The sequence below is a fragment of the Pseudomonas fluorescens genome, assembly GCF_902497995.1.
In the GTDB taxonomy this organism is placed as follows: Bacteria; Pseudomonadota; Gammaproteobacteria; order Pseudomonadales; family Pseudomonadaceae; genus Aquipseudomonas; species Aquipseudomonas fluorescens_BK.
In genome coordinates, this window is record NZ_CABVII010000023.1 from 1 (window position 1) to 26,343 (window position 26,343).

Sequence of the window (26,343 nt, forward strand, 5' to 3'; positions counted from 1 at the left end):
CCACGCAAGCACTGGTGATACTGGCTCGCAAACTCGCTCGAATCGTATTCGCCCTACTGAAAGGGCAGAGCGAATACCAACCGAAAGCAGGTTGAGGCTTCCCCTCAACCATAGAATCTCCCACAGTGGTTTTGTGTCGTTAGCGAGGGAGGATGTAGCGCTCGATCGCCTGCGCCGCACCGTCTTCGGTATTGGTCCCCGTGACCACATGCGCCTGACGCCTCACCGCCTCTTCCGCCTGCCCCATGGCGATCGACAACCCGGCGCGATGAAACATCGCCGGGTCATTGCCGCCGTCGCCCAGGGCTGCCGTCTGTTCAAGTGGCACACCAAGATGCACGGCCAGTGTCGCCAACGCTTCTCCCTTGTTCGCCAGCATCGCGGTCACGTCCAGGTACACCGGTTGCGACCGCGAGACCTGGGCCTGCCCCTCGACCTTGGGCAGTAATTGCGCTTCCAGTTCGATCAGCAGTTCAGTGTTGTTACTGGCCGCGACAATCTTGTCGATCTGCTCCAGGTACGGCTCGAAACTCTCCACCGCCACCGGCGGATATCCCAAGCCATGTTGCTCCCGCGGCACCATCGGGCCATTCGGGTCTTTCACCAGCCAATCGCCGCCGCTGAACACCCAGACTTCGATATCCGGCAGATCGGCAAACAGGGTCAAGGTGGTCAACGCGGCCGTGGCCGGCAAGTAATGCGCGACCAGAAAACTGCCGTCGGGGTTGACGATCGTACCGCCATTGAACGCCGCCGTCGGCAGATCGACGCCCAGGGCTTCGATCTGTTGCAGCATGGCTTTCGGCGGCCGGCCGGTGGCCAGGCTGAACAGCACGCCCGCCTCGCGCAACGCACGAACCGCTTCGATCGTGCGCTGGCTGAGGCTGTGATCGGGCAGCAGCAAGGTGCCGTCCATGTCACTGAGCAGAAAACGGATGGGCTGTTGCGTCGGCTCACTCATCCGAGGCCGTGCCAGACGCGACCGTCGCGGGTCAGCAGATCTTCTGCGGCCTGCGGCCCGTCTTCACCGGCCGCGTAGCCCTGCACGCTCGCGTCCTGCTGCCAGGCATCGAGGAACGGCTGCACGGCTCGCCAGCCATTCTCGATGTTGTCGGCGCGCTGGAACAGCGTCTGATCACCCGTCAGGCAATCGTAGATCAGGGTCTCATAGCCGGTGGACGGCTGCATTTCGAAGAAATCCTTGTAGGCAAAACCCAGTTCGATATTGGCCATCTTCAGCGCAGGGCCAGGCCGTTTGGCCAGCAGGTCGAACCACATGCCTTCGTTGGGCTGGATCTGAATCCGCAGGTAGGTCGGCTGCAGCTCATCGACCTCGGTATCGCGGAACTGCGCGTAAGGCGCCGGTTTGAAACAGATGACGATCTCGGTGTCGCGCACGCTCATGCGCTTGCCGGTGCGCAGGTAGAACGGCACGCCGACCCAGCGCCAGTTGTCGATCATGACCTTGAGAGCCACGTAGGTTTCGGTGTTGCTGTCTTGCGCCACGTTGTTTTCCTGGCGATAACCGGGCAACCGCTTGCCGTCGACTTCACCGGGCGCGTATTGGCCGCGGACCGAGTTGGCCCGTGCCTCCTCGACCGACCAGGGGCGAATGGCTCCGACCACCTTGGCTTTCTCGCCGCGAACCGCATCGGCGCCAAAGGCTGCCGGGGGCTCCATGGCCACCATCGCCAACAACTGGAACAGGTGATTGGGCACCATGTCCCGCAGGGCGCCGGTGTGCTCATAAAAACTGCCACGGGTTTCCACGCCGACGGTTTCGGCGGCGGTGATCTGCACATGGTCGATGTAGTGATTGTTCCAGAACGCTTCGAACAGGCTGTTGGAGAACCGGCTGATCAGAATGTTCTGTACGGTTTCCTTGCCCAGGTAGTGATCGATCCGGTAGATCTGGTTTTCCGTCATCACCTTGAGCAGGCACGCGTTCAAGGCTTCGGCAGTGTGCAGGTCGGAGCCGAAGGGTTTTTCGATCACCACCCTTCTGAACGCCCCGGGGGTTTCCTGCAGCAGACCGGCAGCGCCGAGACGGCGCGCCACTTCACTGAAAAAGCGCGGAGCGGTGGCCAGGTAGAACACCGCGTTGCCAGTGCCGCTGTCGGCAATTTTCGCCGCCAACGCTTGATACGTGCTGTCGTCCAGAAAGTCGCCCTGGACGTAGCTGATGCCTTTGGCCAGTTTGGCCCACAAGTCCGGATCAAGGGCTTGATCGCCCTTACCGACCTTGGAGGCCACTTCGGCGCGAATGAAGTCTTCGAGTTTTTTCGCGAAGTCCTCATCGCTGATGGCGTTGTGGTCAACGCCGATGATCCGCAATCCATCACCGAGCAGACCGTCGCGACTCAGGTTGTACAGCGCCGGCATCAGCAGGCGCTTGACCAGGTCACCATGGGCACCGAACAGGAACAGCGTGGTCGGTGGTGCGGGTTCAGCCTTGGATTTATCGCGGATCAAGCGGGTCATTTTTTCGCAGTCTCCACATGGCCGCCGAAGCCGAAGCGCTGGGCCGAGAGAATCTTGTCGCCAAAGGTGCCTTGCCCGCGCGAGCGGTAGCGGGAGAACAGCGAGTTCGACAACACCGGTACGGGCACCGATTGCTCCATGGCCGCTTCGATGGTCCAGCGGCCTTCACCGCTGTCAGCGACCGAACCGGAATAACCGTCGAGTTTCGGATCGCTGGCCAGCGCGTCGGCGGTCAGGTCGAGCAACCAGGACGACACCACGCTGCCACGACGCCAGACTTCGGCGATATCGCCGACGTTCAGGTCGAAACGCTGATTTTCCGGCAGATTGGTGCTGGACTTGGTCTTGAGGATGTCGAAGCCTTCGGCGAAGGCTTGCATCATTCCGTATTCGATGCCGTTGTGGATCATCTTGACGAAATGCCCTGAACCGGCAGGACCTGCGTGGATATAACCACGTTCAGCGCGATCGTCATCAGACTTGCGGTCCTTGGTCCGCGGAATGTCGCCCAGGCCCGGGGCCAGGCTTTCGAACAGCGGATCCAGACGCTTGACGGTCTCGGTATCGCCGCCGATCATCATGCAGTAACCACGCTCCAGGCCCCAGACGCCGCCCGAGGTGCCGACGTCGATGTAGTGCAGGCCTTTTTCCGACAAGGTTTGCGCCCGGCGGATGTCGTCCTTATAGAAGGTGTTGCCGCCGTCGATGATGGTGTCGCCGGCTTCGAGCAAAGTGCTCAGGGTGTCGATGGTGTCTTCGGTCGGTGCGCCGGCCGGCAACATGACCCAGACTGCCCGTGGCTTGGCCAGGCCGGCAACCAGGGCTGGCAGGTCGGCAACGCCAGTGGCGCCCTCCTGGCTCAAGGTTTCGACGAAGGCGGTATTGCGGTCGTAAACAACGGTGGTGTGCCCGTTGAGCATCAGGCGCCGCGCAATATTGCCGCCCATGCGGCCCAGTCCGATAATCCCGAGTTGCATGTACTGATGCTCCCTACTACAAATAAAGTGTGTCAAAGGTTATAGCCCAACGCGACTAATGTGGGTTAGTCCAGAGCGGCGAGGCGAAGTTTCCGGGCATTGTGCCCGATCCAGACTGATAACGTCAGAAATCGTGCCGAAGACACAACGACCATGAAAAATAAAAAAGTTCCATTCCTGGACAAAAGAAATCAGAATCGGCGCCGATAGTGAGTCAGCATCCGATGTCGGAGCGGATTTACAGTTGAATCAGCCATTTGCGAGGTGAGCAATGGGCACATTACTAGCAGCACGGCCAGCACAAACCCTTTACGTCACGATTCGTCGCGATGAATTGCGCCAGTTGAAAGACGAGCGCGATCAGTTGAGGCAGGAAATCGCGCAACTGCGCCTGCTCACACAAGATGCCCAGGCCCAGTCCTGGCCCGTCACACAGCGTGCTCCCCACGCCTGATCCCTTCGCTTGACCGGAAGCAGCCTTCTGCTGCTTCCAAATACGCCTCCCCCCCGCCCGGCCTGTCTACCCATCACAATTTTTTCACACGTATTTGTTGATACTCCGGCTCATTTCGGCCGCTCGGTATATGCGCGGCCCCCGTTCGTCGGTGATACTCACGTCCCGGTGAAGGCAGTGATTTCAGGTTGGAGCGTTGAATGGCTTTGTTTAAACGCAGCACTACGTCTGCGAAAGGTTTCGATTGGGCAGGATTGTTCTGGCTGTTTCTGTTCTTCTGGTATTTTTCCGGCATTACCCAGTTACTGATCCAGCTGACGGGCACCTCCGGTTTCACCGGGTTCCGCCAGGCCTTTATCATGAGCGCCATCTGGCTGGCGCCGATGCTGCTGTTCCCCAGACAGACCCGGGTATTGGCCGCGCTGATCGGCGTGGTGCTGTGGGCCTGCTCCATGGCGAGCCTGGGCTACTTCTTCATCTACCAGCAGGAATTTTCCCAAAGCGTCATCTTCATCATGTTCGAGTCGAACATCTCTGAAGCGGGCGAGTACATGACCCAGTACTTCGCCTGGTGGATGGTGGCGGCCTTCCTCGCCCACACACTGTTCGCCTGGTTCCTGTGGACTCGCTTGCGTCCGGTGCACATGCCTCGCGGGCAGGCACTGGTCGCTGCAACGGCGATTCTGGTGGCCGTGATCGGTTATCCACTGATCAAGCACACCCTGCGCACCGGCAGCCTGGCGAGTGGTTTCGAGAAATTCGAGACCCGCATCGAGCCCGCCGTGCCCTGGCAGATGGCCGTGGCTTATCACCGCTACCTCGATACCCTGGCCGGCATGCAGGACATGCTCACCAGCGCGAGCAAGATCCCGCCATTGCACAACCTCAAGGACTCGGCAGCCGACCAGCCGTCGACGCTGGTGCTGGTGATCGGTGAATCCACCAACCGTCAGCGCATGAGCCTGTACGGTTACCCTCGGGACACCACGCCGGAGCTGGACAAGCTCAAGGATCAACTGGCGGTCTTCGATAACGTCATCACCCCGCGTCCCTACACCATCGAGGCGCTGCAGCAGGTGCTGACCTTCGCCGACGAAGACAACCCGGACCTGTACCTGTCGACCCCGTCGCTGGTGAGCATGATGAAGCAGGCGGGCTACAAAACCTTCTGGATCACCAACCAGCAGACCATGACCAAGCGCAACACCATGTTGACGACCTTCTCCCAGCAGGCCGATGAGCAGGTGTACCTGAACAACAACCGCAACCAGAACGCCGCCCAGTACGATGGCGATGTGATCGCGCCGTTCAACAAGGCCCTGACCGATGCTGCGCCGCGCAAGCTGATCGTCGTGCACTTGCTTGGCACGCACATGAGCTACCAATACCGTTATCCATCGACCTTCGACAAGTTCAAGGACCGCCAGGGCGTTCCGCAAGGCGTGCGCGATGATCAGTTGCCGACCTACAACAGCTACGACAATGCGGTGCGGTACAACGATTTTGTGGTCTCGAGCCTGATCAAGGACTACGCCAAGTCCGATCCGAACGGGTTCCTGCTGTACCTTTCCGACCATGGCGAAGATGTGTTCGATTCCCCTGGCCATGGCACCCTGGGGCGCAACGAAAGCAAACCGACGGCGCCGATGTACACCATTCCGTTCATAGCCTGGGCCTCGCCGAAATGGCGCGAAAACCACGACTGGAACTTTGCCGGCGATCTGGGGCGACCGTACAGCAGCTCGCACCTGATCCATACCTGGGCGGATCTGGCAGGGCTCAGCTTCGATGAACTCGACCACAGCAAGAGCCTGGTCAGCGACAGCTTCAAGCCCCGGCCCTTGATGATCGGCAACCCCTACGAGCGTCAGCAGCGGCCATTGATCGACTTCAGCCTGATCAAGCCCAAGGCGTTGCCAGCCGCTCCGGAAGTGGTGCAGAAGTAATCCTGCGCAATCCTGTAGAAGCGAGCTCCTACAGGATCACCCGCATACCGCTGAATTGTGGGAAACGCCAAACCTGTAGGAGCCAGGCTTGCCGGCGAAGGCGTCTTCATGGGCGGTGCAAGGCTCAAGCCCGCCTTCGCTGCGGTGCGGCGATCCGACAAGCCAGCTACGAAATTGTTCTTACAGCACACTCCTAAAATAATAATTATTCTCGTTTAAAGCTAAATCCCCGCTCTCCCCTTCGTCTTTGAGCAAACGGAATTTTTCCCTCGAAGACAAGGAGTCGGCTGCGATGTTCGCGCCTATCACCCGTTCCATGACCTTTACCCTGGGCCTGTGCAGTGCCGCCCTGTGCCCTGATCTGCTGGCTGAAACCGACGCCGACCTAGAGCCCGGTCACACCCTCGAACTGGGCGCCACCAATGTCATCGCCCAGACTCTGGGCAGCACCACCGAAAACACCGAGTCGTACACCACCGGCGCCATGAGCACGGCCACCCGCCTGAACCTGTCGATCAAGGAAACGCCGCAATCGGTGTCCGTGATCACCCGTCAGCAGATGGATGACTTCAAACTCGGCTCGCTGTCCGAAGCCATGAGCCAGACCACCGGCGTGGTGGTCCAGCACAATGACTCGGACCGGGTCAGCTACTACTCTCGCGGCTACTCGATCACCAATTTCCAGATCGATGGCATGCTCAACACCTTCAGCTACATGAAGTCCGATTCCGACACCATCATCTACGACCGCATCGAAGTGGTTCGCGGTGCGACCGGCCTGACCACGGGCGCGGGTGACCCGTCGGCCACCATCAACATGGTGCGCAAACGACCGACAGCGCAGTGGCAAGTGCAGACCGGTGTCAGTGGCGGCAGTTATGACGACTATTACAGCTACCTGGATGTCGGCGGCCCGCTGGCGTTTGACGGCCGCCTGCGCGGGCGCAGCGTGCTGGCCTATCGCGACAGCGGTTCGTTCCGCGACAAGTACCAGCAACAACGGGAAGTCGGGTACGGCATTCTCGAAGCCGATTTGACCGACGATACCGTGCTGGCGGTGGGTTATGACTATCAGAACAAACATGTGCAGGGCTCCTCCTATGGCACCTTGCCCTACTGGAGCTCTGACGGCGGCAAAGCGGACCTGGGACGCTCCACCAATATGGCCACGTCCTGGAGTTCCTGGCCGATCAAGGACAAGACAGCATTCGCCACGCTGGACCAACAACTGGGCGCCGGCTGGCACTTCAAAGCGGCCTACACCCACCGCGAAAGCGATACGGACGGCAAGTTGTATTACGGCGGTGACGGCTTCCCGAACGAGGACCGCAGTGGCACGAGCGCCTACACGGGCCACATGATCGGGACGCAGAAAATGAAGGCTTATGACTTTAACGTGGCGGGCCCCTACTCGCTGTTCGAACGGGAGCACGAGCTGATGCTCGGCTATGGCGAAGCCGAACGCAGTGAAGAAAACCCCTACCTGATCAAGGGCCCGCAGGCGCCGGACTATTTGAGCATTCCCGACTGGAAATACATGGGCAACATCGCCAAGTATCCCGACACCGTCACCAGCCTTTCAGGTTCAACAGACAGTACCCGCCAGAAGGCCGGCTACCTGGCCACTCGCTTGAGTCTGACGGATGACCTGCACGCTGTGCTTGGCAGTCGTTATGGCAGCTGGAAAGCGTCGAACAAGACCAACAGCTACGACGATAACCTGCAGCTGAGCAGCGTCGATGCCACCCGCCAGCAACACAACGACATATGGACGCCTTACGCCGGGCTGCTTTACGACCTCACCCCCGAATACACCGTGTACGTCAGCTACACCGACATTTTCAAACCGCAGTCCAACCGCGACACCAATCGCAAATACCTCGAACCGGTGGTGGGCAGCAACTATGAACTGGGGCTCAAGGGTAGCTTGCTGGAAGAGCGTCTCAACCTGGCCACCGCGTTGTTCTGGAGCAAACAGGACAACGTCGCGGAACTCGACGATTCGGTGCCACCAGACCCGGTGACCGGCGAGGAGTTCTTCAAGTCCGGTGGCAAAGGCAACAAGGTGCAGGGCTTCGAAGCCGAGGTTTCGGGCGAAGTGTCGACAGGTTGGAACATGACGGCCGGCTACACCTACACCCACTCGGCCAATGGCGAAAAGAAACGCGCCAACACCAACCAGCCGCTGAATATGTTGCGCCTGTCCACAGCCTATCGCCTGCCCGGCGACTGGCAGGCCCTGACGGTGGGTGGCGCGGTGAACTGGCAAAGCGACGTGTTCCGCGCCGCCAGTCGCCCGGTTGGACGGAATGCCGACGGCGAGGTGATCACCGCAAGCGCCAAGATCCGTCAGGAGGCTTATACCGTCGTCAGACTGATGTCGCGGTATGAGTTCGACCGGCACCTGTCCGCTTCGCTGAATGTCGATAACCTGTTCGACAAGCAGTATTACGACAACGTCGGATTCTATAACGGCGTGTTCTGGGGCGACCCGCGCACAGTCACCTTGAGCCTGGACTGGAAACTCTAGCGTTTTAACGCCCACTTAACGGAATTGGCGGATAAATGACCTTCGACATTGCACTGGAGCATGGACGAAAGGCACCCGACATTCCTGATGGGAGGCACACCATGAAACGTACACCCCTGATCATCGCCGGCCTGATGACGTTCGTCTCGGCCAGCGCATTGGCCGAAGGTGGGGCAGAACGGATGCGGTATTACTTCGACAGCCTGCGGCTCAACCAACAGCAGGCCCAGGAGCGCACCGTTTCCGAAGTCCGGGTCCCGGACGATCAGACCGCACAGATGACCGAGTCCTACAAGCCTAAATGACCACAGGACAACCAGATCGCTCATAGCACCTGTAGGAGCCAGGCTTGCCGGCGAAAGCGATTTTACGTACGCCTTCGCCGGCAAGCCTGGCTCCTACGAAAAGCGACTCAGGGCGCCTTTGGTCCGGATTAATGCCCCCAGATCAAGGCCTCGGTCCACCCGAGTTCGGCAAAATCCGCCGCCCTCAAACCGGACTCGCCGGCACAGAAAAACTCGTCCAGTTGCGGCGGCTCGACCCGGGTACCGCTGAGCATCGAGTGAACCTGCCCGCGATGATGAAGCTGGTGCTCGAACAGATGCGACAGCAGGCGTAAACGGCTGTCATGCTGGGGTGTGTCACGGGCGATGGTCACGATCTTGCCCAGGTCCGCGTCACGCATTTGCTCGCAGTAGGCAATCAGCCGTCGGTCCACCAGGGCTTGCTCGCGCTTGAGGTCGGCGGCCGTTGAACAAGGCTCGTCGTGCTTGAAAAATACGTTGCAATCGGGATGCGGGTCATCGCCGCGCAATTCCCGCTCCAGGGCATCCACGTAAAACCAGTCACAGGTCAGGATATGATTGAGCGTCGCGCGCAGGCCGGGGAAGAAACTGACCCGGGGCGCCGTCAGCTCCTTCAGACTCAACTGGCCCCAGGCCCCGGCGAGCCGATGATTGGCCCAGGCGTTTTGATAGGCCATGGTCAGCAAATGGTGAGACAGTGGCTGATTCATCCTCGCGCCTCCCGAATATCAAGCGTTGGCGAAACGTTGCAACTGCATTTCCTGTAGACGGCTGAGGGTGCGGCGAAACGGAAACTCCAGATAACCGTCGGTGTAGAGCGATTCCATCGGCACTTGCGCTTCGAGGTACAGGGGCACTTTGCGGTCGTAGCATTCGTCCACCAAAGCGATGAACCGCCGTACACCGTCGTCATGCACCGATAATTGCGGCAACTCGCGATCCCCCGCCACCACCTGCCGGGCGCCATCTTCGGTACCGCGTGCGATGCGTGCGGCGCGTTTCTGCGCACTGAGGTTGGGTACCTCACTCAACAGAATAGCCTTGAAGGTGTCGCACAGCGCCATGAAATCCATGGCCGCAAAGGGCTGTTCACAGAGGTCGGCGTAACGGCTCCAGAGCACGGTTGCACTGGCTTGCACCACATCGAGAGAACGGTAGCCGACCTTGATCGGCTCGCGGGATACCGGCTGGCCGACGGTCAGGGCGTTGAACACGTCCGCCAAGGCGTCGGTCTGCCCAGGCGTTGCGACCCAGTAACGTTGCAAACCTGTGCCCGGGTGCAGGCGATGATCTTCGCCGCCATTGACCTCGATCACCTGCATGTGTTGCTTGATCGCCTCGATGGCAGGCATGAACCGGTCGCGATTGAAACCATCCGCGTAGAGCTGGTCCGGCGGCTGATTGGAGGTGCAGACCACCACCACGCCCTGCTCGAACATTACCTGGAACAAGCGCCCGAGAATGATCGCGTCACCGATGTCATTGACGAACAGCTCATCGAAGCACAACACCCGCACTTCCTGGCTCAGTTCACGGGCCAGTGCCTGCAACGGGTCGGCGGTGCCGGTCAGTTGAAAGGAGCGCTGGTGCACCCAACCCATGAAGTGATGAAAGTGCTGGCGCCGGGCCGGAACCTGCAGGCTTTGGTAGAACTGGTCCATCAACCAGGTCTTGCCGCGCCCGACCGGGCCCCACAGGTAGACGCCGGTGATCGGCGTGCGTCCTTCATGCAGGGCTTCATGGCATTTCTGCAAGGCCCAGACCGCATGTTCCTGGGCTTCGTCCTGGACGAAGCCCTTGTGTTCGATGGCGTGCTGCCAGGCGCGGAGGGGGGAGTCGAGATTCATGCGCGGCAGTATGCCACGTCCGCTACAGGGAGATGCCCAGCCGGGCGATCCGGGTGCCGATCCAGTGACCTGACACAGATCAAAATGTGGGAGCGGGCTTGCTCGCGAAAGCGGTGTCTCAGTTGACATTTATGTTAGCTGACACGGCCCCTTCGCGAGCAAGCCCGCTCCCACATTTGACCGCGTGTTACCTGTCGACCTTGTGTCTGGCCGCATAGAGGCACAGCATCTCCATCGCCAAGGTCGCCGCCGCCAATGAAGTGATGTCCGCACTGTCATAGGCCGGCGCCACTTCCACCACGTCCATCCCCACCAGGTTGATCCCGCGCAGCCCGCCGAGGATTTCCAGCGCCTGCACCGTGCTCAAACCGCCACACACCGGCGTCCCGGTGCCCGGAGCGAAGGCCGGGTCGAGGCAGTCGATGTCGAAGGTCAGGTAGACCGGGTGATCGCCGACCCGCACCCGGATCGCCTCGACAATGGCATCAACCCCGCGCCGATGCACTTGCCGCGCATCCAGTACCTCAAAACCCTGATGATCGTCATTGGTGGTGCGCAACCCGATCTGCACCGAGCGCGAAGGATCCACCAGCCCTTCCCTGGCCGCATGCCAGAACATGGTGCCGTGATCGACACGCTTGCCACCTTCGTCCGGCCAGGTATCGCTATGGGCGTCGAAGTGGATCAGCGACAGCGCGCCATGCTTGCGCGCATGAGCCTTGAGCAACGGATAGGTGATGAAGTGATCGCCGCCGAAGGTCAGCATCGCACTGCCGGCATTGAGGATGTGCTCGGCATGGGCCTCGATACTTTCCGGCACCGACTGCGGCGTGCCGTAATCGAAGGCGCAATCACCATAGTCGACCACCGCCAGATGGTCGAACGGATCGAACGTCCACGGCCAGTGGCGCTCCCAGGCAATCCCGGTGGACGCGGCCCGAATGCCCCGCGGTCCGAAGCGTGCGCCGGGACGGTTGCTGGTCGCCGTGTCGAACGGCACCCCGCTGACCGCCACGTCGACACCGCGCAAGTCGCGACTGTAGCGACGACGCATGAAACTGGTGATACCGGCGTAGGTGCTTTCGGCGGCTGTTCCGTAAAGGCTGTCACGGGTGAGGGCTTGATCGTTCTGCACAGGGACGTCCATTGAAGGCTCCTTATTATTGGCGGCTACGGAAAGTGGTCCACAGGCGAGTGCGCTGGCGCATGTCCTTGAGGCTCATGCTGCGGTCGGCGTACAGCCGTTGTCGCACGTCGGCCAGTGGGTAAATGTCCGGATCGCTGCGCACCGCCTGATCCACCAGCGGTGTCGCCGCCTGGTTGGCCGTGGCAAAGAACAGCGTATTGGTCAGCGCCGCGACGGATTCCGGGCGCAACATGAATTCGATAAAGGCCCGGGCGGCTTCGGGGTGAGGCGCATCCTTGGGAATCGCCAGGTTGTCCTGCCAGACCAGCGTGCCCTCCTTCGGAATCCGGTAGGCCACCTCGAACGGTTTGTTGGCCCTGCGCGCCTGATCGGCTGCCATGCTGGCGTCACCGTTGTAGGTCAATGCCAGGCAGACGCTGCCATTGGCCAGATCGCTGATCTGCCGACCGGTGGCGACGTACAGCACATTGGGCTGCAGCTGATGCAACAACGCCTCGGCGGCTGACAGATCGGCCTTGTCGGTGCTGTAGGGATTTTTCCCCAGGTAATGCAAGGCCAGACCGACCACTTCCTGGGGCGAGTCGAGAATGGCAATACCGCAGTCTTTCAGCTTGCTGGCGTATTCCGGCTTGAACAGCAGGTCCAGGCTGTCGAGCGGCACGTTCGGCAAACGCTGCTTCACCGCTTCGACATTCATCCCCAAGCCCAGGGTGCCCCAGGTGTAGGGCACACCATAGCGGTTGCCTGGATCCACGGCGGCGAGCTTCTCCAGCAAGTCCGGGTCGAGGTTGGCATAGCCCTTGAGGCCCTCGTGGGAAATTTCCTTCAGCGCACCGGCCGCCAGCCCGCGGGCCAGCACACTCGACGACGGCACCACAACGTCGTACCCGCTGCCACCGGTGAGCAATTTGGTTTCCAGGACTTCGGAAGAATCGAAGGTGTCGTAGCGCACGTGGATGCCAGTTTCCCGCTCGAAGCGCTGCAAGGTTTGCGGCGCTACGTAATCGGCCCAACTATAGAGATTGAGGGTCTTTTCCTCGGCCTGGGCCGAGACGGCCATGGCGAGGAACAGCGCAGGTAAACACTGCTTGAGTGAAGGAGCCATGACGAACACCTGACCAGAGGAAGTGGTGGCAGGATGCAACGTCGGATACATTGGTAAAATATAAAGATTATTATCCTGACTTTATCCGGGAGTAATGTTTGATGCTCGGCCAACTGCACGATCTTGATCTGCACCTGCTGCGGCTGTTCGTCAGCGTGGTCGAATACGGCGGTTTCAGCGCGGCCCAGGGCGAACTGGGCCTGAGCCAGTCGAGCATCAGCCAGCAAATGGCCAGACTTGAAACCCGGCTCGGCTATCGGTTGTGCAGTCGCGGCAAGGGCGGATTCAAGATCACGCCCAAGGGCGAACGACTGCTGACGGCGACGAGAGGGTTGTTCCAATCCATCGAAGCATTCCGCCATCAATCCAACGGCGTGGCGGGTCGATTGATCGGCGAGGTACGGTTGGGGTTGTCCGAGGCGCTCGATCAATCGGTACTGCAACGGGTGGCCGAAGCCATCCGGCGCTTTCGCGAGCGGGACGAATCGGTGCGCATCGAGTTGATCAGTGCCATGCCCGGCGAAATGGAGCGCTTGCTGCTGCAACAGCGGCTGGACCTGGCAATCGGCTATTTCTCACAGGTGCAAAGTGCATTTGACTACCGCGAACTGTTCACCGAAACCCAGCACTTGTATTGCGCCCCCGGCCATCCGTTGTTCACGGATGACGCGCCGGACGATCAGGCGCTCCAGGCCTGCGACCGGGTCGATCATCCTTACCGCTTCCTGCGCAGCGACGAGCCGTTTCAGGGCAAGCTGTGTTCGGCGCGCTCGGAGCAGGTCGAAGGAACCCTTGCCTTCATTCTCTCTGGCAAGCATGTCGGTTATTTGCCCAGCCACTTTGCCCGGAGCTGGCAGGACAAGGGGTTGCTCAGGACCGTGCGCCGTGACGACATGAGTTTCGACGTGGCGTTTCATCTGGCCCGCCATCGCGCGCAGGCGCCGGGGGATGCGCAGAAGGCGTTTGAAGAGGACCTGCTGGCAGCGTTTATCTGAGGACAGCGACGACCCCGTGGGAGCGGGCTTGCTCGCGAAAGCGGTGTGTCAGGCGACATCAATATTGACTAAGCCGCCGTCTTCGCGAGCAAGCTTCGCTCCTACAAAAAAAGCGGGGCCTCGGTCTTCTGGCACTGCCTTGGACGTCGCTTGCAACAGCGCGCCAGAGCGCCGGAACAGGAAGTGCGCGCCGACGACGCCGGCCAGAGCCAACCGAGGCCTCGTTGCTCATCAACAAGTGACAGTCTGCAGCGAACCCCTCACAGTAACGTGGTCGCACAGGTGAACTGCTCAATAGAGCTCAAGGATCGAGCCATCGGTGGTTCGACCCCTTTTTCTGTCGAGAGCCCCTCATGCGCAGACTCCTCGCTTTATTCTTCTCGTTACTGTTGCTCTCCCTGAGCGCCTGTGCCCTGCTGCCCAATCGCGATCCACTGAACATCAACGTGGTCGGTTTCGAGCCGCTGCCGAGTCAGGACATGGAAGTGCGTTTTGCCGTGAAAATACGCGTGCAAAATCCCAATGAAACCGCGATCGACTACAACGGCGTGGCCTTGGACCTGGAGGTCAACGGCCAGCCACTGGCCTCGGGTGTCAGTGATCAGGCGGGCACGATTGCGCGCTTTTCCGACACCGTGCTGACCATACCGGTGAGCGTTTCGGCGTTCTCGGTGCTGCGCCAGACATTGGGCCTGGGCCTGGGCCTGAGCCAGACGCAGACGCTGAACAACGTGCCTTACGTGCTGCGCGGCAAATTGGCTGGCGGCTTGTTTGGCACCCTGCGTTTTGTCGACAGTGGCAAACTCAGTCTGCCGGGGCCGAATGCCACACCCCGGTAAATCCGGCGGGGCCCCATCCCGCCGACGGTGCCCCATCCGCGAGCAGGCTCGCTCCCACAAGGGGGTCTGTGTCGGTCACACAACTTGCGAACGATACCGATCAACTGTGGGAGCGGGCTTGCCCCCGAAGGCGTCGGCACACTCAGCATCCAGGTGACTGTCCTACCGCTATCGCGAGCAGGCTCGGGTTCAGATTATTTAGCCGCCATCAGCCGATTGACTTCACTGCGCACCATGTTCGCAAATTCCGGTGGCGACATGCCGTCGAGTTCGGCACGCACCCATTCGGCCCATTTGCCTTTGCGCTTGGCACGTTCGCCAAACAACCGTGCCGCCTCGCCCTTGGCTTTGCCCAGGTTGTTTTGCCAGAGCTCGAACAGACGGGATTTCTCATCTTCAAGCGCGGCGCGCTCGGTAAGGGGTCTGTCGGCCAGATTGAAGCTCATGGGAAGTACCTGCTGCGTAAATAGGCGACATCTTACACCGTACAAAGAAATTTCCTTCGCCGGATTTTTCATCAGGATGACGTCGACACACAAATTCGCTGCAACTTTTCCCACGCTCGCAGACTCCATTGTTCACTGTCCATTCACCTGCAAGGAGTACCTCAATGGCCCGGAAAACCGCCGCACAAGTCGCCGAAGATCAAATCAAGGATCAAGCGTTCAGCGAACTCCAGGCGCTAATTGAAGAGTCGGAAAAACTGCTCAAAAGCAGTGCCTCACTGGTCGGTGAGGAAGCGGATACCCTTCGTGGGCAAATCGCCCAGAAACTCCAGCAGGCGCGGGACTCGGTGACCAGCGTGCGCGACCGGACCCTGCCTGCGGTCGAAGCCACCGAGACCTACATCGGTGGTCATCCGTGGCAAACCGTGGCCATCTCCGCCGGTTTCGGCCTGGTGGTCGGGTTGCTGCTGGGTCGACGGTAAGCTGCAGGAGCAGCCGGTCGACGCTCGATTGCTCGCGATGGACGTAAACGATAACGCGTTTTTTCTGAATAAACGCGGCGCCCTTTAGACCATCGCGAGCAAGCTCGCTCCTACAGGCGAAAGCGATCTCAAAACCGCCTCGCGGGCAAGTCGGAGCGTCGGGGCGCTCGCGCCTACAAAGAAATTTTGCGCCTTAAAGCCCTGCCAACTCCCGCAAATCCGCCAGCGTCCGGGCATCGAGCCGGATGCCGTCGGTGGCGGCTTTGGCCCGCTGCTGATGGCGTCGATCCCCCGGCAAACGCTTGAGCCCAACACCGTGCATCTGCCGCACCAGTTCCTGGCTGCGCTCGGCAAAGCTCTGCCCTGCGGCCTTGCTCGGGTCGATGACGATCAGCAACTGGCCGGTCCAGGGCGTCCTGGCACCCGGATGGTTCGACCAATCGAACTCGAAGGAAAAATTCCCTCCGGTCAACGCCGCCGCCAACAGCTCCACCATCATCGACAGTGCCGAGCCCTTGTGCCCACCGAACGGCAACAACGCCCCCCCCTCCAGAATCGCTTTCGGATCCTGGGTCGGCTGGCCGAGGCTGTCCACGCCCATGCCCATGGGCAAGCGTTCGCCCTTGCGGGCGGCAATCTGCACATCGCCATGGGCAATGGCGCTGGTCTCCAGGTCGAAGACAATCGGCTCGCCATCGGCCCGCGGTGCGGCGAAGGCAATCGGGTTGGTGCCGAACAGCGGACGGTCGGCACCGTGAGGCACCACGCAGGTCATGCTGTTGACCACACTCAACGCCACCAGCCCTTCATAGGCGAAGGGTTCGACATCCGGCCACAGGGCGGCGAAATGGTGGGAATTACGAATCGCCAGCACCGCAATGCCGGCACTGCGGGCCTTTTCTACCAGTAATGCACGTGCCGCTGCGAGGGCCGGTTGGGCAAAACCGTTGCCGGCGTCGACCCGGACGAAACCCGAGGCCACATCCTCGACCAGCGGCACGGCCTGGCCATTGACCCAACCACTCTGCAGCGTCGACACATAACCGGGAATGCGGAACACGCCATGGCTATGGGCACCATCGCGTTCGGCGCCGGCGCAGTTTTGCGCCAGTACGCGAGCGACGTCCGCCGAAGTACCGTGACGCAGGAAGATCTTCTCAAGCAAGCCCGTCAGCGCTTCGAGGGACAGGTTTTGCGAGACAGCAGTAGACACTTGATCGTGTGGCGCAGACATCTGAAGCTCCAGACTAATTATTGGAGGGGGCAACAGCGTACGAGGGATATGCGAACCGATTAAACAACGCGACCCGAGGCGGCTGTCAATCTTTCGATCGAAGGCCGCTCAGCCAGCCCAATGTAACCGACCCGGCACCGAACCGCGCGATAACTATTTACCACCTTGCCCGCGCGGGCATCGCCTAGGTTGGAGGCTCATTCATTATTCGCCGATGTGGCGATCTTAATCGAGACCTCCATGACCACTTCTCCTTCCCCATTGTTTTTTCCGCAAGTACTGAATGAGCCGGGTTTGCACCAGGAACTCGGAACAACCCATTCCCTGTCGAGCAAGGACTTTAGCTGGCTCAGCCATATAGCGCTGGCGAGTGATGAGCTTCGACAAGAGCAGACGCCCCCCATGTCCGCCGAAAGACTGACTCTGCAGGTGAAGGACAAGGCGCCGGTGCCCTTGGCCGGATGTTTCATGTTGTCGTCCACGCCCGACGACGCTGGTGCGATTCTGTATACACCCTACGGCGGGATCGAGAAGTTCGATGACGTCGAATCACTCAAGGCAGAACTGATCCTGAGACTGCAGGGACAAACCGATCGGCAGCAACTGTTGCGTTTTGTCTCAATAGCCCAACGAAAGGAACTGGAAGGCGAATCGATCGCCCAAGTGACTCACGACGTCATCGAGGGTGAGGTATTCAAGGATCAAGAAACGCTCATCAAACACAATCAGCAACAAAACGCACAGCGAATGCTGGTGGAGTTAGTTGAACTGCCGTCACTGGCGGGCTTGCTGAATGAGATTCTTGCCGATTTGTTGCGCCGCTCCTTTCCAGGGCTGAGGCAAAACCAGACCAGGGTCAACTTCGGCCCCCAATCGAGCGAGAATCCGGCATCAGAAAAATCCATGCTGCTCAGTGACGCCCTCCTGCTGCACTATCGCCACCAAAGCTGGCCGTCGGACCAGACCATCGAGTTCAGTAACCCGGACCGTACGCTCAAGTCCAACGATCCGGACCAGGTGGAGCGCGACAAAGGGCTATGGCAAAAGGCAGTCAAGACCGCCTCCGCCGGGCTGATCCGGTTGCTCGGCGAAAAACTCCAGGCGTATTGGTATCAAGTGCTGCCTGACGGGCAGACCCGTCATGGGCTTTTTATTCAGGCCATCAGCGACAAGGCTCGGGCGGACATCCTGTTCAAACGACAGGACGAGATCATCAGCCCCGAACAAAGTCGTGCTCTGGACGTTTTATTTGACTGCAATACCTCTGCAACCGCGCAACCACCGCTGGTTCCCGAAACGGTGCGTCTGTGGGAGTACGCAGCGAATTTCGTCGAACTGGCGGGATCATTCATGACTGCTGATCCACACGCCTGCCTCTATACCCCCGCCAGCGGTTTGCAGCTACTTGAGGACCATGACGATTTGCAGTAAACAGTGCGCGCCAAGGCCATTGCCAAAGGGCATGACGATGAATTGTATGAACTGTTGACGCAGGAGGAGCGCCATCGCTTTCTCGGATTCAAGGAACCTCAAGTTTCCGGCAAAGCAATTACCGGCTCAGTGTTTGAATCGCTGTTTGACGCGATCATCGACAAACAACAGCATAACGTCGAATACGCGCTGGGCGTTTTCCGTCACAGCGACGGTGACGTGAATATTGCGGCGCTGTTCGACAAGGCACTGGACGTTCGAAGCATGATCGACGATCAGTTGTTGGAATTGTCGACACAGGGTCGCTGGAGCACCAGCCAGGTCATTACGGGCCAATCGCGTCCGTCAATTGTTCTGGCCGACAAGGCGATGGCCATGTCTACAACCTTTGATAGCGTGAGATCAGCTATTGAGGTGGAGTGGCTGGCGCAACCCGACGAAACGAATGCACAACAGAGAACGTATCTGGAAGGGATGAAATCCAAACTGGCCCATGCCATGTCGGTGGGTATTCGCGGCGAGGCCAAGCTTCGTCGGCTCAACCGCACACTATCCGAAGTCGATAACGTTATTGTCGATACGGTACTCGACCCCGACCGCCCCACCCGCAGCCAGCGTAAAGCGCTTAATGGGTTTCGCCCGGATGCCTACTGGTTCAGCCTTGAATCTACGGGTCATACATCCTCGCTGGCCGTGGCCCATTGTTTCATGCTCACCGAACGCGGCGGCCTGGACACACAGCATTCAGGCCGGGCGATTCTCTGGACCCCGGCCATGGGACTGGAGGTTTTCGAGTCTGTCGCCACGGCCAGGACCGAGCTGCAACGACGTCTGCTTGACCCACTCAAGCGTCTGACGCTGCTTGAAAACCTCCTGCCTGCCGAGCGTATGTTCCATAAAACCTACGAATTGGGTAATTTTCGGCCAATCGAGAACAATCTGCTGCTCCATCGTCAGCAGTCGGCCATCGAGCACTTTCTGGCGGTTTGCGACCACGTTCGCACGCTGAAACTGACAGGAACGGAACAGGCAAAAGCCTTGGACGCACTTAAGCGCCAACCCACCTTCACCAATCTGCAGCGGGCCAAGGATATTGGCAAAGCGATCGCCACCCAGCAGACCTTACCGGCCTGGCTGGGAATGGCATCATTCGCGGAACAGCAAAAACATGTCGAAATAATGGAGCAATACCGCCATAGCCTGTCGGACGATAAAGACTATCTACATGGCATAAAAACCCTGGATGTCTATGTGCACGAGCAACTGGTGTCCCTGCAAAAAACTCGTTTCAACGGCAAATTCATTGACCCCAACCATGTCAAGGTCACACCTGCGTTAGCCATTGTCGGCCCCGCACAATCGTTGACCGAATTTGCCCTGAATCACGTCAATGTGCTTCAGGGAACAGGTTTCTCTATAGCATCGACCCACTCAAAGTCATTGCCGCCGGGTTTGGACACCCAGGCTGTGCGCCAACTGCTTTTGCAGCTGAACATCAAGTCCGTGTATGAACAGTTTCTTTCGGAGCAAATGTCAGGCGATAGCGACGCTGCCAAAGCGCGAAAACTACGCTATTTCCGGCAGTTGCCGTGGCAGCTGTTGCAAGAGGCCCACGCGCTCAAACTGCAAGAGCAACTGTCGGAGAAGGCGTTTGATGCGATCCAGCAAATACTGGACATGCCCAATGCCACGGCACGGGCAGCGGTGAAAGGTGCAGACGCTATCATCCGCCCGCTTGAGCTGGTCTCCACAGCCGGCGCCACAGCTGTCAAGGCGCTGGGGATGTACCTGGTCAGCCCTGGCAAAAGCGTGACCGGCCCACATGTGCTCTATGCGCCCTACTTTGTCGGCTCACCCTTCACCGAGTTCGAGACCGAGACCGGCCTGCTTGCCGCACTCAATACGCCAGGGCCTTTGCAGGAGTTGTTGATCCGTCGCCTGCCTGAGTCTAACCAAGCAACGTTTCAAAACCTGTTCAAATCCACCGTGGGAGAGACCACTGAAGTTACCCTTGCTTCAACGCCCATCGTTGGCAATGTGCTGGAGTGTCTATACCAGGACAACATCCGGCTGCTGAAGCAGATGCTGGGTAGTCAATCCACGGTGACCGCGCAAAACGATTGGGAAAAAGCCAAGGAACTGTTCAGTTCCGGAATCAAGCTGGTGGCTGGATTTTTGCCCGGCAAATGGTCCTGTGGTCTGTTTCTGTGGCAAGCCTACAAGGATTTCAAGGATTCTGCGCAGGCGCTGCAAGACCACCACTGGAAACGCGCATCCAAATCCTTCGTCTCAGGTGCGGGGCAGATGATCACCATGGGGTGGATGATGCAGGAAAATCCGGCCTCTACCCCTGCAGCAGCCACCTTGACAGAAATCCCCGCAGAGCAACCTGTTGGCGCGCCTCAGTGGTCAACTATCAACACCACCTCCGCTATTCGGACAACAGCGCAAGCGTACGAAGCACCGACTGTCGAACTGGAAAAGTTTCAGAAAAGTGCAACTGATGGCACTTATCGCGAGACTACGACTACGCATCATTACGCGCCTGTTTTGGGAAAGGTCTATCGCGTCGCAAAACGCGGCGGGGCATGGCGGATGATAAACGAAAAGCAGCAGGGACCGATCCTTGAAACCGCTCCCGGCGGTCAACTCGTGCCTGCGGCCGACGCGCATTCCATTCACTATGTCAAAGCCATTTCCAGTCTCGCCAACAAGTACATGACCAAGCTACTTGCCTGGAGCTCATTGAACATCGAAGCAACGGGCTTGCAGGAAATTCATCGACTGTATCCCGCGAAAGCGCAGGCAATCGTAGAGGCGATGGAGCTGGCCAGGAAGTATGCGTTCAATAGCCTGCACAATTTGGCACAGCTGCGAACCCACACACCCGATACTCGACTCGACATCTTCCTGAAGAAATTTTTTGATGTGAGCGCAATCAACTCCGTCATTCTGGACAAGGTCAAAAACGCCATCGTGCCAATTTGCAAGGCGCTGGTGGATCCGGGGCTGGACGAACTCGATACCGAACGGTACGTCGTAGGTTCCAATCTCTCAACGACTGATTCACTGGTCGCATTTGTTTTACAGACCGACCAGCAAAAAAAGGTGTACTTCACAGAATTATTTTTCGATCCGCAACTGGATTGGTACAAGTTCAGTACCCGCCTGACCGAGCCATTCGATGTCGATGCGCATGCGCGGGCAACGACGCTGATCCATGAATTCTCACATCACTTCGCCAAGACGATCGACATCGCCTATTTGGAGACCAGACGGCCTTTTTCCGATCTCATTTCAACCATCACGTCTATCGGCGTGAAGAAAAAAACAGCCCAGGAACAACTCCAGCGTGAAGCGCTGTCGATGGCAACGCCCCGTGACCAGTTGTTTGCCCGCTGGAACGGTGCGATGTCGTCATGGGAAAGTCTGGATTCCATACCCGAGACCGCCCATATCGGCAAGGAAATAAAAAAAATCACCGGCGCCAAAACAATGAACGACGCACGAGCCGCTTTCCTGGACCGTGTGTCGCCGGATTTACGGGTCGATACGATTTTGCGCAATGCGGATTCAATCGCGATGCTCATCTCTGAAATGGGCCGGCAGTTGGACCCCGTACCGGTTACACCGGCAAACTCGCCTTGACTCCCAAAGGCTTTTGATTATTTTTTCACTCGTCTTATGGATACTGCATGGCAACTACCGGTTTTTCGGGATGTTCAAGTGAAAAACATTCCTGTTTGATGGGTAATTGCCATGACGGTTGTTCTCGTCGACTTCGCTCAAGGTTAGAATGCACGAATTCAGGATGAGTCAATGACCGACAGCCCTCTCTCGCAAGCCCAATATGACGCCATCACCGATGCCGCTGCGCACTGGTGCATGCGCCTGCACGCCATCGACTGCACCGCGCAAGAGCGCCTGGCCTTCGAACAATGGCGTGATGCTCATCCGCTTCACGCGTTCGAGTACGAGGCCATGCTGGACATCTGGGAAGTCGCAGGGGATTTGCCTCGTCCCGACGTCGTCGTGCCAGCGGCCCGGATCAAGGCAGCAACGCCTTGGCGCACGGTCGGTATCGCTGCCGCCGTGTGTGCCCTGGCGTTGCCACTGGCGGCCTATGGCGGCTGGAACTTCGGTTGGCTGCCCGACTCCTACCAGCACTTCGAGGCCAACGATACGGTTCGTCAGGTCACCCTGAGCGATGGCAGTCAGGTCGAGCTGAACCTGGGCAGCGAGCTGACGTTCAGCAACTACAAGGATCATCGTCGGGTCACGCTGGATAAGGGCGAAGCTTTTTTCAGCGTCAGCCACGACACGGCTCACCCCTTTATCGTCAGGGCGGCGGACGGCAGGATTCGCGTCACCGGGACCCAATTCAATGTCTGGATGTATGAGGATCAGGTGCGAGTCAACCTGATTGAAGGTTCGGTGCTGGTGAGCAGCAACGAGGATCTTCCCGGCGATGGCTTGCGTCTCGGACCCGCGACGCAGGCCCGTTATCAACACGGCGACTTCACGCCCCAGATCAGCCAGACCTACGCCAACGATAATTCATTGGCCTGGCGCAGCGGCAAACTGGTGCTTGATGATCTGGCGCTGTCCGATGCCCTGCCCTTGATCAATCGATACCTGGACAAGCCGCTGATGCTGGCCGATCACAGTACCGGTTCGATCCGCCTCGGCGGCATCTACAACATCAAGGAGCTCAACAGCCTGGTGGCGTCCCTGCCCAAGGTGCTGCCGGTCTACCTGACCCGTAACAAGGATGGCAACCCGGTCCTCAACGCCATTGCGCAACAGGCCCCGAAAAGCTGAAGGCCGCAGCCCTTGCGGGGTGCGGCCTTCATTCTGCGTTCAAACACCCACCAGGTTACTGTTTGGCCACCTTCCCGGCTTTTTCATCCTGCTCGCGGATCGTCAGGGCCTGATACTGCGGATCGGCCGTGATCTGCTGCTCGGTGAACGGCAACACACTCAACTGTTTCTTCGAGAAGGCCAGGGTCTGGTCCCGGGAGTACTTCGACGCCGGGTCACTGGACAGCGAGAATGCCAGCAGCCCCTGGGCCTGCGGCCCCTGGTCATCGAACGTCACCACTTGCAAATAGCTGGTGCCACTGACGACTTCGCGTTTGCCGTCGGTTCTCGGCACGCTCTGGATGGCGTTGTAAACCCCCAGGGTGCCGGGTCCGCCGTGAATCGGCGTCTGCTGGCCGCCACTGCTGACCACCTGAATGTCACCCCAGCGGCTGTCAGCCTTGAGACCCGACTGGTTGACCTGCTCTACCGACACCAGCATCGCCTCGCGTAGCGCTTTCGCGATGTGCGGGCGCTCCACCGCCAGACCACGCGGAGTGTGTTGCGGATCTTTCGGATCGAACCCGACACGCCAGACATCAGGCGCGTCCTGCAGCGCTTCCATGACGTTCTGGAAATGCACAAACCCCAGGCCGCTGTCGAGATTCGCACGGCGGTCCCAGGTCTTGAGGCTGGCACACAACGGCATCAGCGTCGGCGCATCGGCTCCCAGGTCTGCCGCGCAGAACTGCAGCAGGTCCGGCATCACTTGAGTGGTCTGATACACCTGGTCGTCCATGACCATCCGCTGCAGGTCCGCCGCCGCAATCGGGCCGGCCTTGCTCAAGGTACCCAGGCGATCCAGGGCAAAGCGTGAGCGCAGGCCCAAAGGCTGGCTGTCCTGGCTGATCAGCGGCGAGAAACCGGTGAGCGGTTGTGCCGGGTTGGCCATCCAGGCCGAATCGTTGGAGTGTTGCACAAAGTCCTTGCGCAACAATTGCGGCAACCGCTCTGCCGCATAGATGCCTTTTTGCGCTGCGTGCGGATCGATGTCCCAGGCGCAGGCGCTGCTGGAACCGTCGAGCACGATCATCTGCAACCCGGCCCGAGGATCACTGCACTTGGCCAGTTTTTCGGCATTGACGTTCGGCACCACCGACAGGTTCATGTAGAGCGTCTGCCCCTGATCGTCCGCCGCCAGGGTGTTGACCCAGGGGATGCCCTGGATTTCATGCACCGACGCCTGCAACGCCTTGAGGCTGGTTGCACGGTTCATCGCGTACCACTGCTGCAGCACCCGATCGTTATCCAGGTTGGCGTCACGCAAGCTATAGGCGAACTGACGGTCCCAGTCGAGCTTCCCCGGCCACTGCACGATCGGGCCGAATTGCGAACTGTAGACCACATGGGACACCGCCCGGGTCTGGCCATCCGGCTGCTTCACGTTCACGGTCACCGTCTGTTGCTTCATCGGCAACGACTGGCCGTCGAGCAGGTAGCGGGTCGCGTCCTTGGGGTCGAGTTGCAGGCGGTACAGGGTGAAGTGCTTGGACGAGTCCACGGTGTGGGTCCAGGCCAGGTGCTGGTTGAAACCGATATTGATCAGCGGCAACCCGGGCAACGCGGCACCCATGACGTCCAGCTTGCCGGGAATGGTCAGGTGCATCTGGTAGAAGCGCATCCCGCCGACCCAGGGAAAATGCGGATTGGCCAGCAACATGCCGCGGCCATTGAAGGAGCGCTCGCTGCCCACCGCCACTGCGTTGCTGCCACGATCCAGGGCAAAGCGCTGCAGGCGCGTATCGGCAACCTGGAACGACGCAGGGGCAGTGGCTGTTTGAGCAGTGGCTTTGGGTGGGGTGGCACCGGCCAAGGCTTCGGCAAACTGCCCTACGCCGCCTTCGACCAGCAGACGACGAGTCAACTTGACCAGGTCCTGCGCAGTCACCTCACGCACCCAGTCGCCCTGGCATTGCTGTGGCAAACCCTGGGCCCGGCGCTCTTTCAGGGCGCGGTTGTAACCCGCCACATAACCGTCCATGAGCTGACGGATTTCCGGGGTTTGCGCCTGCCAGAAAGCATCGACCGCCTGGGGGGTGTTCAGCCAGGTGAAAAACACATCGCTGACCCGGTTTTCGCGCTCTTCAACGGTGAACTGATCGGGGCCGAAATAGCGTGATCGTTCACCGTTTACCGTGGTGATCTCATTGGCCAGCAGGCACAGATTGTCCTGGGCGTAGGCATAGCCAATGCCATAGCCGAGGCCGCGCTCGTTCTCGGCGCGAATATGCGGCACGCCGAAACTGGTGCGACGGATATCGGCAGTCGCCTGCTCCGGCTGGCTGCGCGCGTTTGCCGCAAGACTCAAGCCCACCAACATACCGGCAAGGCTCAACCTGGTTAACTGCCTGGAAATAATCACGCTCGCTCCTGATCGTATAAACGAAGGTCACACCCTGGGTATTTGCCCGCAATGTGCCTCCCCCTAGGGACGAAGCAAACGAAAAAAATTTAGGGCTTTGGCCCCGCCATTACGGCGTCTGACGTGGCGCTGACGCGACGGCGACAAAATTTCTACATTTGAGCCTTCATGATTTGCCCAGCTCATACGTCCTACTGATTGAGAGCACACATCACATTTTTCGGTTCAGGCTCTGAGAAGGAGTTTTTGCATGTACAACTCGCAACTGCCAACGGACGGTAGCACTGCGCCAAAGAGCACCGCCATGGGCGCCGGCGTTTTCGATCAACGTACCGAGCGCCACGGCAACGAACGGATCAGATTCCTGCTCAAGAGCTTCGGCCTGCGCACCAGTCTGATTCGCCTGAAGGTCATCGACGCCTTGCTGAGCGCCGCCGAAAGCGACCGCAGCCTGGGGGTGCGTGGCGTGCACAGTCACTTGCTGGACCTGGACATCCCGTTGTCGTTTCTCAGTGTGCGGGAAGTGTTGAAGCGCCTGTGCGGCGAAGGCGTGATCACCCTGAATCCGGACAAAAGCTACAGCCTGCATCCACAGGCCGCCGCCGTTCTTCACCGCGAATAACCAGGCGGTGCGCGCCGTTCAGGTCTTGACTTTGCGGCGCATCACGCCGTTGATCACCACCACCAGCACCGCTACGCCAATGGCGATGTACTGGAACAGCTTTTCGTCGATGATGCCGGTGTTCTGCAGATAAGAAAGGCCAAACATGATGCCCAGCACGACCAGGGAGATCAGAATCGAGTATTTCAAACGTTGCGACTGAGTCATTGCCATTTCCTGAATGTGAGCGTGAAGCTAAAAAATGTTATATCCGCATGCAGGCCAGGCCCTAACAATTTCG

General features: G+C 59.3%; 22 protein-coding genes. 11 read left to right on the forward strand and 11 right to left on the reverse strand.

The window, feature by feature from the left end; translation table 11 throughout:
- Positions 1–139 precede the first annotated feature (139 nt).
- The 3 genes from F8N80_RS23640 to gnd are packed head-to-tail and all read right to left on the reverse strand — an operon-like array spanning position 140 to position 3,458.
- The gene (locus F8N80_RS23640; protein ID WP_150749129.1) at positions 140–961 is read right to left on the reverse strand and encodes an HAD family hydrolase; all 822 of its coding nucleotides are present in this window, start codon (positions 959–961) and stop codon (positions 140–142) included.
- Positions 958–2,481: a glucose-6-phosphate dehydrogenase gene (gene zwf / locus F8N80_RS23645; protein ID WP_150784785.1), complete on the reverse strand. Its 1,524-nt coding sequence runs from the start codon at positions 2,479–2,481 to the stop codon at positions 958–960. The genes F8N80_RS23640 and zwf overlap by 4 nt, the downstream gene beginning before the upstream one ends.
- Positions 2,478–3,458 (reverse strand): phosphogluconate dehydrogenase (NAD(+)-dependent, decarboxylating), encoded by a 981-nt coding sequence (gene gnd, locus F8N80_RS23650; RefSeq protein WP_150784786.1) that lies wholly within the window; start codon positions 3,456–3,458, stop codon positions 2,478–2,480. The genes zwf and gnd overlap by 4 nt, the downstream gene beginning before the upstream one ends.
- A 271-nt stretch (positions 3,459–3,729) precedes the next feature.
- On the opposite strand from gnd, the gene F8N80_RS23655 reads away from it, so the two are divergent.
- From F8N80_RS23655 to F8N80_RS23670, 4 genes are all read left to right on the forward strand, one after another.
- Positions 3,730–3,912: a DUF6026 family protein gene (locus F8N80_RS23655; RefSeq protein WP_150749126.1), complete on the forward strand. Its 183-nt coding sequence runs from the start codon at positions 3,730–3,732 to the stop codon at positions 3,910–3,912.
- Between the two features lie 200 nt (positions 3,913–4,112).
- Positions 4,113–5,858 (forward strand): phosphoethanolamine transferase CptA, encoded by a 1,746-nt coding sequence (locus tag F8N80_RS23660; RefSeq protein ID WP_150749125.1) that lies wholly within the window; start codon positions 4,113–4,115, stop codon positions 5,856–5,858.
- A 292-nt stretch (positions 5,859–6,150) separates the two neighbouring features.
- Complete coding sequence (locus F8N80_RS23665; RefSeq protein ID WP_150784787.1) at positions 6,151–8,388, forward strand: TonB-dependent siderophore receptor; 2,238 nt, start codon at positions 6,151–6,153, stop codon at positions 8,386–8,388.
- Positions 8,389–8,489: 101 nt separating this feature from the next.
- Positions 8,490–8,693, forward strand: a complete 204-nt coding sequence (locus F8N80_RS23670) for a hypothetical protein (protein WP_150748488.1) — start codon at positions 8,490–8,492, stop codon at positions 8,691–8,693.
- 128 nt (positions 8,694–8,821) lie between these two features.
- On the opposite strand, the gene F8N80_RS23675 is transcribed toward F8N80_RS23670, so the two are convergent.
- From F8N80_RS23675 to F8N80_RS23690, 4 genes are all read right to left on the reverse strand, one after another.
- A complete protein-coding gene (locus tag F8N80_RS23675; protein ID WP_150784788.1) occupies positions 8,822–9,403 on the reverse strand; it encodes a DinB family protein in 582 nt (193 codons plus the stop codon).
- Between the two features lie 18 nt (positions 9,404–9,421).
- Positions 9,422–10,540, reverse strand: a complete 1,119-nt coding sequence (gene zapE / locus F8N80_RS23680) for a cell division protein ZapE (RefSeq protein WP_150784789.1) — start codon at positions 10,538–10,540, stop codon at positions 9,422–9,424.
- Positions 10,541–10,727: 187 nt separating this feature from the next.
- On the reverse strand, positions 10,728–11,687 hold the full coding sequence (gene speB / locus F8N80_RS23685) for an agmatinase (protein WP_150784790.1): 960 nt from the start codon (positions 11,685–11,687) through the stop codon (positions 10,728–10,730).
- Positions 11,688–11,700: 13 nt separating this feature from the next.
- Positions 11,701–12,792 (reverse strand): polyamine ABC transporter substrate-binding protein, encoded by a 1,092-nt coding sequence (locus tag F8N80_RS23690; RefSeq protein WP_150784791.1) that lies wholly within the window; start codon positions 12,790–12,792, stop codon positions 11,701–11,703.
- Positions 12,793–12,893: 101 nt separating this feature from the next.
- Between F8N80_RS23690 and F8N80_RS23695 the strand changes: the two genes are divergently transcribed.
- Together F8N80_RS23695 and F8N80_RS23705 are read left to right on the forward strand one after the other, a co-directional pair.
- Entirely contained in the window at positions 12,894–13,787 is an 894-nt protein-coding gene (locus F8N80_RS23695; RefSeq protein ID WP_150784792.1) for a LysR family transcriptional regulator, read from the forward strand.
- 353 nt (positions 13,788–14,140) lie between these two features.
- Entirely contained in the window at positions 14,141–14,626 is a 486-nt protein-coding gene (locus F8N80_RS23705) for an LEA type 2 family protein (protein WP_150784793.1), read from the forward strand.
- A gap of 194 nt (positions 14,627–14,820) precedes the next feature.
- Here F8N80_RS23705 and F8N80_RS23710 read toward each other — a convergent pair whose 3' ends face one another.
- Positions 14,821–15,072, reverse strand: coding sequence for a hypothetical protein (locus F8N80_RS23710; protein ID WP_150748514.1), 252 nt, complete (start codon positions 15,070–15,072; stop codon positions 14,821–14,823).
- Positions 15,073–15,236: 164 nt separating this feature from the next.
- On the opposite strand from F8N80_RS23710, the gene F8N80_RS23715 reads away from it, so the two are divergent.
- Positions 15,237–15,554 (forward strand): DUF883 family protein, encoded by a 318-nt coding sequence (locus F8N80_RS23715; RefSeq protein WP_064677549.1) that lies wholly within the window; start codon positions 15,237–15,239, stop codon positions 15,552–15,554.
- Positions 15,555–15,747: 193 nt separating this feature from the next.
- On the opposite strand, the gene F8N80_RS23720 is transcribed toward F8N80_RS23715, so the two are convergent.
- A complete protein-coding gene (locus F8N80_RS23720; protein ID WP_150784794.1) occupies positions 15,748–16,788 on the reverse strand; it encodes an Ldh family oxidoreductase in 1,041 nt (346 codons plus the stop codon).
- 240 nt (positions 16,789–17,028) lie between these two features.
- Here F8N80_RS23720 and F8N80_RS32015 point away from each other — a divergent pair, with 240 nt between their 5' ends.
- The 3 genes from F8N80_RS32015 to F8N80_RS23730 all read left to right on the forward strand — a co-directional run bounded on the left by F8N80_RS32015 (position 17,029) and on the right by F8N80_RS23730 (position 23,040).
- Positions 17,029–18,219, forward strand: a complete 1,191-nt coding sequence (locus F8N80_RS32015; RefSeq protein ID WP_318186062.1) for a hypothetical protein — start codon at positions 17,029–17,031, stop codon at positions 18,217–18,219.
- 3 nt (positions 18,220–18,222) lie between these two features.
- Positions 18,223–21,867 carry a dermonecrotic toxin domain-containing protein gene (locus tag F8N80_RS23725; RefSeq protein WP_318186063.1) on the forward strand — a complete coding sequence of 1,215 codons (3,645 nt, stop codon included), beginning with the start codon at positions 18,223–18,225 and terminating at the stop codon, positions 21,865–21,867.
- A 171-nt stretch (positions 21,868–22,038) separates the two neighbouring features.
- Entirely contained in the window at positions 22,039–23,040 is a 1,002-nt protein-coding gene (locus F8N80_RS23730) for a FecR family protein (protein WP_150748497.1), read from the forward strand.
- A 55-nt stretch (positions 23,041–23,095) separates the two neighbouring features.
- On the opposite strand, the gene pvdQ is transcribed toward F8N80_RS23730, so the two are convergent.
- A complete protein-coding gene (pvdQ, locus tag F8N80_RS23735; RefSeq protein WP_150784795.1) occupies positions 23,096–25,441 on the reverse strand; it encodes a bifunctional acylase PvdQ in 2,346 nt (781 codons plus the stop codon).
- Positions 25,442–25,691: 250 nt separating this feature from the next.
- Here pvdQ and F8N80_RS23740 point away from each other — a divergent pair, with 250 nt between their 5' ends.
- Positions 25,692–26,063, forward strand: coding sequence for a fe2+ zn2+ uptake regulation protein (locus F8N80_RS23740; RefSeq protein ID WP_150784796.1), 372 nt, complete (start codon positions 25,692–25,694; stop codon positions 26,061–26,063).
- An 18-nt stretch (positions 26,064–26,081) separates the two neighbouring features.
- Here the strand turns inward: F8N80_RS23740 and F8N80_RS23745 are convergent, their stop codons facing one another.
- A complete protein-coding gene (locus F8N80_RS23745; RefSeq protein WP_150784797.1) occupies positions 26,082–26,270 on the reverse strand; it encodes a hypothetical protein in 189 nt (62 codons plus the stop codon).
- Positions 26,271–26,343 lie beyond the last annotated feature (73 nt).

Coding starts and splice junctions, on each gene's coding strand:
- F8N80_RS23640 (WP_150749129.1), bottom strand. CDS start 961: ATGAGTGAGCCGACGCAACAGCCCATCCGTTTTCTGCTCAGTGACATG.
- zwf (WP_150784785.1), bottom strand. CDS start 2,481: ATGACCCGCTTGATCCGCGATAAATCCAAGGCTGAACCCGCACCACCG.
- gnd (WP_150784786.1), bottom strand. CDS start 3,458: ATGCAACTCGGGATTATCGGACTGGGCCGCATGGGCGGCAATATTGCG.
- F8N80_RS23655 (WP_150749126.1), top strand. CDS start 3,730: ATGGGCACATTACTAGCAGCACGGCCAGCACAAACCCTTTACGTCACG.
- F8N80_RS23660 (WP_150749125.1), top strand. CDS start 4,113: ATGGCTTTGTTTAAACGCAGCACTACGTCTGCGAAAGGTTTCGATTGG.
- F8N80_RS23665 (WP_150784787.1), top strand. CDS start 6,151: ATGTTCGCGCCTATCACCCGTTCCATGACCTTTACCCTGGGCCTGTGC.
- F8N80_RS23670 (WP_150748488.1), top strand. CDS start 8,490: ATGAAACGTACACCCCTGATCATCGCCGGCCTGATGACGTTCGTCTCG.
- F8N80_RS23675 (WP_150784788.1), bottom strand. CDS start 9,403: ATGAATCAGCCACTGTCTCACCATTTGCTGACCATGGCCTATCAAAAC.
- zapE (WP_150784789.1), bottom strand. CDS start 10,540: ATGAATCTCGACTCCCCCCTCCGCGCCTGGCAGCACGCCATCGAACAC.
- speB (WP_150784790.1), bottom strand. CDS start 11,687: ATGGACGTCCCTGTGCAGAACGATCAAGCCCTCACCCGTGACAGCCTT.
- F8N80_RS23690 (WP_150784791.1), bottom strand. CDS start 12,792: ATGGCTCCTTCACTCAAGCAGTGTTTACCTGCGCTGTTCCTCGCCATG.
- F8N80_RS23695 (WP_150784792.1), top strand. CDS start 12,894: ATGCTCGGCCAACTGCACGATCTTGATCTGCACCTGCTGCGGCTGTTC.
- F8N80_RS23705 (WP_150784793.1), top strand. CDS start 14,141: ATGCGCAGACTCCTCGCTTTATTCTTCTCGTTACTGTTGCTCTCCCTG.
- F8N80_RS23710 (WP_150748514.1), bottom strand. CDS start 15,072: ATGAGCTTCAATCTGGCCGACAGACCCCTTACCGAGCGCGCCGCGCTT.
- F8N80_RS23715 (WP_064677549.1), top strand. CDS start 15,237: ATGGCCCGGAAAACCGCCGCACAAGTCGCCGAAGATCAAATCAAGGAT.
- F8N80_RS23720 (WP_150784794.1), bottom strand. CDS start 16,788: ATGTCTGCGCCACACGATCAAGTGTCTACTGCTGTCTCGCAAAACCTG.
- F8N80_RS32015 (WP_318186062.1), top strand. CDS start 17,029: ATGACCACTTCTCCTTCCCCATTGTTTTTTCCGCAAGTACTGAATGAG.
- F8N80_RS23730 (WP_150748497.1), top strand. CDS start 22,039: ATGACCGACAGCCCTCTCTCGCAAGCCCAATATGACGCCATCACCGAT.
- F8N80_RS23740 (WP_150784796.1), top strand. CDS start 25,692: ATGTACAACTCGCAACTGCCAACGGACGGTAGCACTGCGCCAAAGAGC.
- F8N80_RS23745 (WP_150784797.1), bottom strand. CDS start 26,270: ATGACTCAGTCGCAACGTTTGAAATACTCGATTCTGATCTCCCTGGTC.